Origin of the sequence: Streptomyces sp. NPDC005402 (assembly GCF_040606575.1) — a bacterium.
Lineage (GTDB): Bacteria > Actinomycetota > Actinomycetes > Streptomycetales > Streptomycetaceae > Streptomyces.
The window spans coordinates 1-11,726 of record NZ_JBEXFB010000063.1 but is presented as its reverse complement, the minus strand read 5'-3'; the positions used below and the strand labels follow the sequence as shown (position 1 = coordinate 11,726).

Here is an 11,726-nt window from a genome sequence, read left to right as displayed (position 1 = left end):
CACCACCACCGACAACGACTGAACCAACCGAACCGAAGACACCCGGGTCAGATTCCACCTGTCCAGACTGGGTCCAGGTTCAGCCGCCGCCGACAGACGGTGCGGCGGCCGGGGAAGCGGTGGGCCGGTGGCCGTGTATCGAGAGTGGCTCGGGTTGCAGGCCCAGACCAAGGCGGCCCGGTCTGTGATGCCTGGTGGCGCCCAGGATCGCGTCTCGGTGGCCTCGTTGAAGTCGAGGCAGACGTAAGCCGGCGATGCATTTCCCAAACAGACAGGCAAAGTTTCATGGGCGTGGCCTGCTTGACCCGCCAGGCCGCCACCTGCACAGTCGGGATGCGGCACCGTGGCAGCGCCGCATCCCTCTGTCGGCCGGTCCCCAGTCCATGGGTGGCGGACGGCTCTGACGCCCAGGAGCGACTGGTCCGATGGTCCTCGACCTGGTGGTGATCGGTACGGCCATCACCCTGGGGCCCTTGCACAACAGCGCCTTCATCCTGCTGCTCTCCTCGCGGCGCGGTGTCCGTCAGGGGCTGGCATTCCTGTTGTCGTGGCTGGCCAACCTGATCACCGTGATTGCCGTCGTGGTGCTGCTGACCGGCGGTCAGCCCCCGGCCCGCCACAGCTCGCCCTCGACCGCCGCGATCGCCGCGAAACTCGCCATCGGTCTGGCGCTGGTGCTGTACGGCGCGCACCGGCGGCACCGGCCGCCCCGCCAGCACGGCCCACCGCGCTGGGCCGCCCAGGTCGACAACGCCTCCTGGGTTACGGCAGCCGGTCTGGCGTGGCTGCTGCAGCCCTGGGGACTGGTCGGCGCCGGTGCTGCGACGGCCCTTGAGGCGAACCTCTCCACCGCCGGCGACTGGCTCGCGTTGACCGGCTACTGCCTGCTGGCCACCCTCAGCCTCATCGTCATGGAGATGTACGCTGTCTGGGCACCTGCGGCCGCGGAAGCCCGGTTGAACGCCCTGCGGAACTGGCTGGGCCGGCACCAGGAGCAGCTGATTGTGACGCTCTCTCTCCTCGTCGGCCTGTGGCTGATGGCCGCGAGCATCTACCAACTGATCGCCTGACGCAGGCGGGCCCAGCTGCGATCACCACGCTCGTCGGACTCGATAGTGATCGACAAACCCTTCGGGGAGGCACCAGGGCCTGCAGGATTCAGCCGGTGCGTTGCAGCGTCGGCGGGGTCCAGTCGCCGGTGAGGGCGGGCTGCTGGGGCCAGTACAGGCGCAGGAAGACATTGAAGCTGCCCGCGGGTGCGGGGAGCCAGTTGCGCTCGCGGTCGGGCCCCGGGTTCTTGTGCTGGACGTGGATGTCCAGGGAGCCGTCGGGGTTGGACCGCATACCGCTGCGGTCTCCGATCGCGTACCGGTTCAGCGGGTTGTCGATGAAGAGCTGACGCTCGTTCATCATCGTGAGGGACCAGAAGCCGTCGACGGGCGGGGTCTTCCCGGCATCGAAGTGCAGCACGTAGGTGTGGGCACCGTCGAGGGGACGGCCGTCGGCATCGGTGGTGGCGTGCGGGTACAGGGCGTCGGCGTCGAGGTTGGCTCCGTAACCGAACCGGGTGATGACCGCGCGCTTGGTGTAGTCGGTTCCGTAATCCCCCAAGCCTCGGTGCACGGTCCAACCACCGGCGTTCGCAGACTCCGCCCGGGCGAGCAGATCGCGCAGGGTCTCCGGGCCGCGCCGCGCGCCCGCGTTCAGGGCGGCGAGCTCCTCGGCGGGCAGGTCGTCCAGGCTCGCACCGGGTGCGATGCCGAGTTCGACGAGGCGGCCCAGGATCGGTGCGTCGGCGGGGTCGGGAGGATTGTCGACCATCATCTGGTTGAGGAGGGTGAAGTAGTCGTGGCCGCTGAGCGAGTGGACCTGGTCGACGGGCGGCGTCGTGGTGTCGGCCCCGGCAGGGACGGGGACGTCGGTGGGAGCGGAGTAATCGTCGGGGTCACCGGTCCACTCCGACAGCGGAATCAGCCGCGTGGCGTCCTGAAGCCGGTTGACGGCCGGGAAGTCCGACGGGCCGCTGGTCGCATACCGGGCGATGATCCAGTTCACGGTGGTGGGTGACTTCAACAGGGTCAGGCCGGGCGGAGTCGCTCCTGACCAGGACGGCCCGACGATCAGGAACGGGCCGGCGGACGGGCCGTTCTTGCGCTGGCCGACGACGGCGCAGACATCGGACCAGGCGTCCAGGATGGGGACCATCCAGAACCGGTCACCGAACTCGGGCAGGGTCAGTACCAGGGGCTGGTCGGACAGATCGAGCCAGGCACTGGAGTACAGGGTGTCGGCGTTCGGCGAGACGACCTCGGTGAAGGAGGCGTCCGGGGTGGAGCGCATGTAGCAGAACTGGTTGACCGGGGCTTTCCTTCGCGCGTCGTCCCGGGCCGGGACCGCCGTCATGGAGCGCTTCGTCATGGCCGCCGTGACCAACGGATACCCGTAGAGCCATGCCTCCGTGGCCAGCTTCTCCATAAACGCATCCGTCATCGGCTTCTCCCAGGTGCTACGGCGAATCTCATCCGGGCCCGACGCTACGAGCGCCACCTGGCTCCCGCGCGGCGAGTCCGCCGAACGGGGGCACGGACGGAATTGGCGGCCCCGACCGGCAAACCGCATATCCACGCTCGGCTCGCGACTGCACGCATCTCACCGATCGCGTCCATTCATTGAGAGCGGCGATCAGCACGGTCGCCTCGTAAAGGACCGCGAGCTTGTCGTACCGCGTGGCGACAGCGCAGTTCCTCTTGAGGCGGTTGATCCCGCACCTGACCGCATGGCGCTCGCGATAGTCCGCCGGGTCGAAATGGGGCGGCCGCCCGCGGCGGGGGCCGCGCTTTTGGCGGTTGCGATTGCGGGAGGCGTACGCCTTGTCGGCCCGCACCCGACCGGGGCGGACGCGTGGCTGGCCCAGCGAGGCACGCGGACCTTTGCCAGCACGGGTTCGAACTGCGGCGAGTTCCAAGGGGCTGCCGCACTGGCCCTTTGTCCAGGCCGTCGACGACGTCCTCGCCACATGCGGCATCCCGCCGGGCACGGTCCGGGCCAACCACACCAGCCTCGAACACGGCATGACCATGTAGACGGGTGATGACGTGGGACGTCAGCCGGACCGGCGGCCGCGGAGGGCTCCAGCTGCACTGGCAGGAAGGCAAGGGCTGGTTCTACGCCCTGGCCGAGCTGAGCCGGTTCGACGTCCACTTCTACACCGTGCTCACCCCGCTCCGTACGCCCATGCCCGCCCCCGAGGCGGTGGCGGACGTCGCCGAAACCTCGTACGCTTCCGCCGGATCACCGAAATTCAGTATGGGGAGCAGTGGGAGGCGCCGGCGAGGTGCAGGTCGCCGCGAACGGCTTCCGCCGTGCCCGCCTCGGACTGCAGCCCCCGGAAACCCTTGGGAGCGAAGATCTTGGGGAGGGCTGGACGGAGCGGATGCTGTTCGACACCGTCGCCGCGCTCATGCCCCGCGCCCGCGCCGTACTGCGCCGCCTGGTCGAAGTTGGCGGCACCGCCACCTACGACGACATCCAGGCGCACTTCGCCGCCCATCCGCAGACGCCGATCGAGCCGAAGAGGATTGGCGGGACGCTTACCAGCATCCGCGCGGTCCGGCGCCGGATCGGTCCCGACAACCGCACCCAGTTGTTGGAGCGCGACGAGAGCGTACGCCTCTACCGGATCGAGCCCGCTCTCGTGGACGGACTGAAGAGGGTCTTCGACCTCGCCGAGATCCGGCCCGACCTGCTCCGGCAGGAACAGGCCGGTCCCTGAATTTGTCGCTTCCAGGCCACCGCGACGCAGCCGAGCGGCGCCCGGTGGGATCGGATGCACCAAAGCTCGCGCTCGGAAGCGCCACCTTCAAGTTCGAGCAGCGCATGAAGACCTACCGCAACAAGTCGGAGAGCGGCAGCGACTTCGCGGAGTTCGACCAGCAGATCGTCATCATCCCCACCTACATCGACCCCGCACTAGAGGGCGTCACGATGAAGTGGAACGTCGACTCCTCGTGTGCGGCCTGCGACCTCGCCCCCATCCAGTGGGCGGATGACGGCGCCAACCCCACCAACGGCGCGCACTGGACCTACGACCCCGCGGGCGGCTACTACGGCCGTTGGGGCACCGTGGTGACCCGGTGGACCGGCACTGGCAAGGAACAGATCAACCTTGGCTGGTCGATCACCGCGAGCGTGGACGCCAGCAGCTCCCTGGACGCCACCGCCGACTTCGGCAGCAGCGGTATCGACAGCGTGCGTGAACTCGCGCCGCGCTGCGACAACATTCTCGCCGTTCCGGCGCCCGGCTGTGTGCTGCCGTTCTTCAAGCCGACCTACACCGTGGACACCAACGCCTACTACTGGCTGATGCAGGAGAAGATGCCCGACCACGCCGGATCGAAGTCCTGCCCCGCCGCTGGGTCGTCGAACGCTCGCTGGCCTGGATCATGCACGCCCGCCGACACGCCAGGGACTACGAACGGCTCATCCAGCACTCGGAATCCCTGATTACCAGGGCCGCCAACACGCTCATGACCAGGCGTCATCACCCGCAGACAGTCCCGCCGCACCAGCCAGCCGACCTCCCGCGAGACCGACAGAGACTGACGGTCACCCGGACCACCGCCATCCCGCTCCAGCCGCGGCACGGCTCGTCCGCCTACCTTTCCGCGGCGCCGCTCAGTCGGCCAGGCTCTGGTCAGGCCGCAAGGAGACGTTGGCCGCAGCCGCAAGGCAGGCCACTGGAGGGCATTGATTGCGAGTCCTCAGCCGTACCGGCAGAAGAGTGCTTGGAGGTAGTCCTCCAAGCGCTGGGCCAGCGCAGACGACGTCAGGTCTTCCCTCCCGAGTTTACGCCAGGGCTCGGCGACCTTCTCCGCGTCCGGTGCGAAGGCCAGCGCATCCAGCACACGCCAGTACAGGTGGTCAGCCGGATCGTCGCTGAGCGTTCCACCGGCTGCGACGTAATGATCCGCCAACTGCATGCCGACGGGCACTCCGTGCAGCAGAGCGAGTGCAGTGGAGCAGTGGGCCACGTCCAGATCGGCGGGCCCCCAGGACGTCTCCACCCAGTCCACGACACCGGTGATCGTCAGGCCGGCTCCTTCTCCGGTGAAGAGCACGTTCCCGGGGTGGAAGTCACGGTGGAGGAAGCATGGCCGGTAGGCCGGTGGCGGACGGCGGATCACATCCACGGCTCGCTGCCACACCTCCGGTCGTTTCGAGGCCTCGGGAAGCCGCACCTGCTCTGGACTGGTCCAGGCCTGATAGGTGCGCGGCTGGGATCCTTCCGGAACGAGCAACCCGTGAATCATCACGAGCTGCCGGGCAAGAAGCTCGGTCTTTCGCTCGATGTCCTCTCCGTCCAGCCTGATGTTCCCTGGCAGCAACGACATCAGCAGAGACGGATGATCGCAGTGCTCAGCTGCCGCATCAACACTATGGAGACGAGCGGCCGGCACGTCCGTGTCCGCGAGTAGCCGGAGGACGTCCGCTTCCCGCGTGAGCAAGCCCATCGAGTGCTTCACGAAGACCGGTCTTACGAACGACCGGAGCACGAGGGAGTACTGCTTGCCCTGCCCCTCGACATCGAGCCGGCGCATCTGCGACGTCCATCCCCCACGCAGCGCTTCCACAGCACGAATCCGGTCCCCGGGACGGAAGCTCTGCTCCACCCATGCACGAGTGTTGGACCAGCCCAGGTCATCGACATCAGTTGCAACAACCGCCGCGCTCTCGCCCTCAACCATGACAACAGGCTAGTGATCGCGAAGGAGCGTCCCGAGGCGAACCTTCAGAAACAGGTTCAGGGAGATCCGGCCAGCACCAGAGCCCCGTCGCTCGCCCGTCGGGTCTCACTGACTGTCAGGTACCTACTCGACGCCGGGACATGTAGAAGTCGAGGGCCCTGTGCAGTTCCTTGTTGAGCGGGTAATCCCACTCGCTAAGGTATTCGACGGCTTGGCCGCCGGTGTCGGCCTTGAATCGGAGAAGCCCCAGCAAGTGGTTGTCCTGATCCAGGGTGTCGGTGATGCCGCGGAAGTCATAGACGGCCGCTCCGAGTGCGTGGGCGTCGGACATCATCCGCCACTGGATGGCGTTGTTCGGCTGGACCTCGCGCTTGCGGCTAGTGGAGGCGCCGTAGGAGTACCAGACGTGCTCGCCGACCATCAGCATCGTGGCTGCAGCCAGCACCTCACCCTCGTGATGGGCGAGGTAGAGGCGCATCCGGTTGTCGTCCTCGGCCTGCAGTGCGGTACACATCCGTTGGAATTAGGCCAGCGGGCGCGGCATGAACTGGTCCCGCTGGGCGGTCTCGACGTAGAGGTCGTAGAAGGCGGGCAGGTCCTCGTAGCCGCCCTGGACGATCTTGACGCCGGCCTTCTCCGCCTTCTTGATGTTGCGGCGCCACTGCTGGTTGAAGTCGCGCTGGATTTCCTCCAACGACCGCCCGGCGAAGGAAAATTGGAACACGTAGCGTGGCTGGCCCACGGCGAAGCCGTCCTCGCCGCCGGGCTCGGTCTGCTTCCAGCCCATCGGGCGCAGCCGGTCGGCGATGTCGAAGGCCCGCGGCTCGTGCGCGGTCGCCTCCACGTCTCGCAGGTGGCGGGTCTGCGGGTCTGCGATCGCGGCCTTGACCGCCTCGGCACTCCAACGGCGGGCGACGACGGGAGGCCTCATCTTCACCGAAAACGCGCCCTGCTCCTTGAGGTAGGCGAGCATCGGATCCAGCCACTGCTTCAGATCTGCGGTCGCCCAGTCAATGACCGGTCCTTCTGGCAGGTAGGCGCGGTACCGCTTGAGCTTCGGCAACGGCCGCATCAGCACCAGCCCGGCCCCCACCAGACGGCCGTCCTCGTCGAACCAGCCCAGGCTCTCCGCCCGCCAGTCCGGCTTCACGTCCCCCACGAGGGAACCTGTATGTGGCTCACCGAGAGCCGGGCGTGACGAAGGATAGATGTTCCTCTCGGGTGATCGCCTCCAGGCAATAGCTCATGCGCAGCGCTCCTTTGTCTCGTGCACAAGCCTACTGAGGCATGGCTCACGAACCCCTCACTAAGCGTCACAGATCACCGCTCCCGATCCCCGGAGCGGACTTGCTGCTTGCGCTGTCACGGCCGGTCAATGCGCCGGTGACGTCCAGCGGGGGACATCCGCGGGGGAGAGGTCGGGGCGGGCAGCTGGTACCGGATACGTATTCCAAGGCTGCGGTATTCGTATGACACCGCGAAGAGCCCCATATGGCCGACTTGACCGTGGCTAGGCCTTCTGCGGCAGTCTGGCCTCAGTGGGGTGCCGCGGCCTCAGTGCTCCAAGCCTGCCTGACTTCGGCGGCCGGAAATGGCGTCCGCTTGCTCTCGGTGAGCAGACGGCGGGTGAATTCGTCTGTGACTGCGGCGGCTCGAGCATGCCGGTCAATGATCGCGGCGATCTCGCGCGGGACGTCATCGGACTGGTGACCGGCGATCCACTCGCGCAAGAACACCTCGTGTTCCAAACCGCCGCGCAGCCCATCGGGCAGGTGGTGGCGGAGCAGATGGTTCATGGTGTGGCAGTGGTCGTACGCGAAATGGTCGGAGAGGAACTCCGCCTCGGCTGCCGTCAGTTCGAAGCCGGAGCTCAGGGCGAGTCCGAAATCCGCGAAGTACAGCAGTCGACCGTCGGTCAGCACATTGGCGAAGTGGGCGTCGAAGTGGACGAGTCCGTGTGAGCTCATGAAGGCAGTCCCTCGCGTCAGGGTCTCCTCCACCCACGGGTACGGCGAGCTCCCGCCCTCCGGTCCGGCGTTACGGTAGTCGTGCAGCCAGTCGCCGAGTGTCTGCGGGACGTGCTCCAAGAAGAGCACCAGGCTGGACGAAGACCGGCCGATGGCCTCCAGGCGCTCGCGCACGGCCGATGAGCCTTCCCAGTGCGCGACCGCCCCGTCGATGCCCCCGAAGTCGTCGGCGAACCCTTCGGGAGGGGAGTCGGGCAGGATGCGCCAGTGGTACATCAACGGAAAGCCCTCGTACTCGTTCCCGAGAACCCAGTTGGTGGTCATGACGTGCACGGCCAGCTCTCGCCAGGCCCCGAACCCGGCTGAGCCCACCCCGTACTGGTAGAACAGCGGCAGTTTGAAGAGGTTCGCCGTCGACCGCGCGTTCTCTGGCCGCAACTCGGTGTCCGTCAGGGGAACCCGCTTGACGAACACCCGCGTGCCGTCGATGTCCAGCTCTACAGACCTGCCACCGATTCCGGATCCGAGTGGGGCCGCAGCGGCTACGACCTCACCGAGCTGACGGTCACTCAGCAGGGAGAAGCGCGTGGCCACGGTTCCAAACGCGGCGAGCCGCGCGGCATACCGCGGGTCCGGGTGGTGCATCGACGACTCCTTGGTGCCCCGAACCAGGGCTTCGGCGATCTCGCGGACGTGGTCGACCTTAGCCGTAGGGCTGTGGAAGGAGCAGGTGCTCGAAGTCGCCCGGCGTGACAGCGCTGCCTCAGGCCATGACGCGCCCCCGCTACGAGGCCTCCTGACATCGATCTCTTGTGGACACGACCGCAAACGTTCTACCTGCATGAACACCCACCGGTCACGCATTTGCCCCGGATGCGGTGTGGAGAGCTGCGACCAGGTACGTATTCGTGGCCGTAGCTATTCCGGTGAGGTCCGCTCGGCCTTTGCTCGGCTGCGGACCGGAACGCGCCACGGTCTCAGGCGCGGGGTGTGGCACGCAGGCACACCATCCAGGGTGAGTCCGCCGGAGGTGGTGACCTGGTGACCTTGTGACCGGGTGCGGGGTCGGGAGGCTCGTACGCCGCCGTCGACCTCGTGCAGCTGCGGCTCCCCGCGGTCGTCCGCGGGATCACTCGCAGTACCGGCCTGCTTCAGGACGGGCCGCCAGGTACATGTTCCAGTCACGGGCGGCCCGGCGGGTCCAGTGGAGAGCTGCGCTGATGCTGATGCCGAGAGTGTCGCTGAGGACGGAGGCGGGCAGGTCGGCGGCCAGGGCGAGTAGGGCGGTGTTCCGGCTGGGATGCGCGGGCAGGCCGTGGAGACGCATCTTGCGCGCGAGGGTGGCTGCTGAGTGGTGCGTTCCGGTGGCCTAGCAGGGCAGGAGCCAGCTGGGGCGCGCGGTGATGCGGCCCACTGCCGAGTGCGGTACGGAGTGTTCGGCTTGACGCTGCAGGAGTTGGTAGACGGCAGGTGGCAGCGGCACAGGATGTTCGCCGAAGCGCCTGCGGGGACGATCGTCCGGCTGAAGCCCCGCAGAGCCTTTCGCCGCGGAGGCGACCGCCCTTCACCCCCACAAGCACGACTGTGGCCCTGACCGGAATTCTGGTCAGGGCCACGTGCGTACGCCCCCAAGCGCGTGCTCTGGTGCGCGGCGCGAGACCAGCCGCAGCGTGGTGCAGGCGGCACCCACAGTGCGGCCCGGAGATGCGCCGTGCAGCCCTGGTCCGGGCGTTGGCTGCAGCGACAGCGCCTGCAGGGCAACCTCGAGCGGCGGCTCATCGGCTCCTACAACCTCGGCTCGATGGCCAACGCGATGCCGCAGGCGCTCGGCGCCCAGTGCCTGGACCGCGAGCGGCAGGTCGTGGCCTTCTGCGGGGACGGCGGGCTGAGCATGCTCTCGGCTACCTCATGACACTGAAGACGCACCAGCTGCCCGTGAAGCTCGTCGTCTTCGACAACCGCCGCCTGGGCATGGTCTAACTCGAACAGGAACAGGTGAGACTGGCGGAGTTCGACACCGTCCTGGACAAGCTCGACTTCGCCGCCGTAGCCACGGCCATGGGCATCCCCGGAATCCGGGTGACCGATCCGGCCGACCTGGAGAAGGCCGTACGCCGCGCCTTCGACACCCCCGGTCATGTGCTGCTCGACGTGCTCACCAACCCGGACGAGATCGCGGTGCCGGCCAAGCCGACCGTCGAGCAGGGCTGGGGCTTCGCCGTGGCCAAGGTCAAGGAGATCGTGCGCAGTCACGGAGACGACAGCACGCGCTGAGACCGCTCCGGAGGTGAGTGAACCGACCGGGAAGAACGGGTGCGGCGTGATTGCGGGTGGACGGGGCACGCGGTCCAGCAGAAGCGGAGAAGAGCGAAGATTCCCACCGACCCCGGAGCCCTTGATGGTCATCGCCGTTGTCATCGCCGCATGTGTCCTCCTGGCCGTGCTGGCCTTCCTCCTGCCGCGCCTTTCCCGGCATCCGCAGAACGGTGCCCAGCGTGGTCTCGGGGCCGGCTCGCGGGCCGGGTCCAAGGCGCCCGGGGTCCTGGGGCGGCTGCTGAGCAAACCCTTCAGCTCCAGCTCCCGCGCGGTCGGCCGCAGCGGCTCCGCCGGCCGCCGGGCGCGAGGCCGCCTTCCGTTCTGAGGGGTGCCGGCCGTCGCAACGGTCACCGGCGTCGGCAGATGAGGATGATCAGGAGATTGGTGATGTCGGAGCACGACGACAAGATCCGGCCGGACGAGGACGAGGGGGCCCGGGCCGAGGCGGACCTGCTCGACGGCCTCCGTGTGGACGAACGCCGGCCGGAGAAACCGATCCTCCTGGACGCGGACGGAAGTCCGGTGGACACCTGGCTGGAGAACTACCCGTACGACCGCAAGGTGAAGAGGTCCGAGTACGAGAGGACCAAGCGCGTCCTGCAGGTCGAGCTGCTGAAGATGCAGCGCTGGGTGAAGGAGACCGGCCAGCGGGTGGTCGTGCTCTGCGAGGGCCGTGACGCGGCCGGCAAAGGTGGCACGATCCAGCGGTTCACCGAGCGGCTCAACCCGCGAGGCGCCCGCGTCGTGGCGCTGGAGAAGCCGACCGAGAGGGAAGCGGGTCAGTGGTACTTCCAGCGCTATGTGGCGCATCTGCCGTCCCGCGGCGAGATCGTCTTCTTCGACCGGTCCTGGTACAACCGGGCCGGCGTCGAGCGGGTGATGGGCTTTTGCACCGAGGCGGAGTACCGCACCTTCCTGGAGCAGGCCCCACTGTTCGAGGAGATGCTGACCCGGGACGGCATCCTGTTGGTGAAGTTCTGGTTCTCGGTGTCCCAGGCCGAGCAGCGGACCCGTTTCGCGATCCGCACGGTCGACCCCGTACGCCGCTGGAAGCTCTCCCCGACGGACCTCGCCTCGCTCGACCTGTGGGACGAGTACACCGCGGCCAAGGTCGACATGTTCCGGGCGACGGACACTCCGCACGCCCCGTGGACCGTGGTGAAGAACAACGACAAACGCCGCGGCCGGCTGGAAGCGATGCGCAGCCTCCTGGACCGCTGCGACTATCCGAGCAAGGATCACGCGGCCGTGGGCAAGCCCGACCCACTGATCGTGGGCGCCGCGAACACGCTGCTGGAGGCCGGTGAGGAACCCACCGATCTCTCCCCGACCCCCCTGACCGGGTACGGCCGCGGTCCCGGCAACCACCCGGCCAGAGCGGACGACGAGCAGTGCTGAGCCACGGCGTCGGGCGTCGCGTGCGGTGATGCCGTGCCGCGCTCGCCGTCGCGTGAGTACCGGTACCCGGAGAGCCACGCGGTCCGTTCGCGCGACGACGCGGTTCACCGGACGGGCGTGTACCCGGCAGACGGTCGGCGTCGACCGTGCACCGCGTCAGTCGGCCACCGGCAACCGACCAGCGGCACAGGGCGCCCCGACGGTTTCTAAGACGTCATCTCATTTGGTGAGTCGGCGGTAGCAGATGAGGGTGCAGGCGATGCTGGTGAAGGCCAGGAAGTGCTCGGCTTTGCGCTCGTAG

The 11,726-nt window shown here is 67.8% G+C and carries 8 protein-coding genes and 3 pseudogenes; 6 read left to right on the top strand and 5 right to left on the bottom strand.

Annotated elements, in window-relative coordinates; all coding sequences use genetic code 11:
* Nucleotides 1-425 precede the first annotated feature (425 nt).
* Nucleotides 426-1,070, top strand: a complete 645-nt coding sequence (locus ABZT02_RS45815; protein WP_356029352.1) for a GAP family protein — start codon at nt 426-428, stop codon at nt 1,068-1,070.
* An 88-nt stretch (nt 1,071-1,158) separates the two neighbouring features.
* On the opposite strand, the gene ABZT02_RS45810 is transcribed toward ABZT02_RS45815, so the two are convergent.
* Nucleotides 1,159-2,490 (bottom strand): DUF1254 domain-containing protein, encoded by a 1,332-nt coding sequence (locus ABZT02_RS45810; RefSeq protein ID WP_356029349.1) that lies wholly within the window; start codon nt 2,488-2,490, stop codon nt 1,159-1,161.
* A 943-nt stretch (nt 2,491-3,433) separates the two neighbouring features.
* On the opposite strand from ABZT02_RS45810, the gene ABZT02_RS45805 reads away from it, so the two are divergent.
* The gene (locus ABZT02_RS45805) at nt 3,434-3,772 is read left to right on the top strand and encodes a hypothetical protein (RefSeq protein WP_356029347.1); all 339 of its coding nucleotides are present in this window, start codon (nt 3,434-3,436) and stop codon (nt 3,770-3,772) included.
* A gap of 625 nt (nt 3,773-4,397) precedes the next feature.
* A pseudogene (locus ABZT02_RS45800) lies at nt 4,398-4,517 on the top strand (IS5/IS1182 family transposase); the annotation flags it as partial.
* 243 nt (nt 4,518-4,760) lie between these two features.
* On the opposite strand, the gene ABZT02_RS45795 reads toward ABZT02_RS45800, so the two are convergent.
* The 4 genes and pseudogenes from ABZT02_RS45795 to ABZT02_RS45780 form a co-directional block, all read right to left on the bottom strand.
* A complete protein-coding gene (locus ABZT02_RS45795; RefSeq protein ID WP_356029345.1) occupies nt 4,761-5,744 on the bottom strand; it encodes a phosphotransferase in 984 nt (327 codons plus the stop codon).
* A 115-nt stretch (nt 5,745-5,859) separates the two neighbouring features.
* A pseudogene (locus tag ABZT02_RS45790) lies at nt 5,860-6,991 on the bottom strand (peptidoglycan bridge formation glycyltransferase FemA/FemB family protein).
* Between the two features lie 288 nt (nt 6,992-7,279).
* The gene (locus ABZT02_RS45785; RefSeq protein WP_356029342.1) at nt 7,280-8,356 is read right to left on the bottom strand and encodes a protein kinase family protein; all 1,077 of its coding nucleotides are present in this window, start codon (nt 8,354-8,356) and stop codon (nt 7,280-7,282) included.
* Nucleotides 8,357-8,840: 484 nt separating this feature from the next.
* Entirely contained in the window at nt 8,841-9,038 is a 198-nt protein-coding gene (locus tag ABZT02_RS45780; protein ID WP_356029340.1) for a hypothetical protein, read from the bottom strand.
* A 423-nt stretch (nt 9,039-9,461) separates the two neighbouring features.
* Between ABZT02_RS45780 and ABZT02_RS45775 the strand changes: the two are divergent.
* The 3 genes and pseudogenes from ABZT02_RS45775 to ppk2 all read left to right on the top strand — a co-directional run.
* Nucleotides 9,462-9,985: pseudogene (locus tag ABZT02_RS45775) on the top strand (thiamine pyrophosphate-dependent enzyme); the annotation flags it as partial.
* Between the two features lie 124 nt (nt 9,986-10,109).
* Entirely contained in the window at nt 10,110-10,352 is a 243-nt protein-coding gene (locus ABZT02_RS45770; RefSeq protein ID WP_330262247.1) for a DUF6411 family protein, read from the top strand.
* Between the two features lie 62 nt (nt 10,353-10,414).
* Nucleotides 10,415-11,425: a polyphosphate kinase 2 gene (gene ppk2, locus ABZT02_RS45765; RefSeq protein WP_356029336.1), complete on the top strand. Its 1,011-nt coding sequence runs from the start codon at nt 10,415-10,417 to the stop codon at nt 11,423-11,425.
* Nucleotides 11,426-11,726 lie beyond the last annotated feature (301 nt).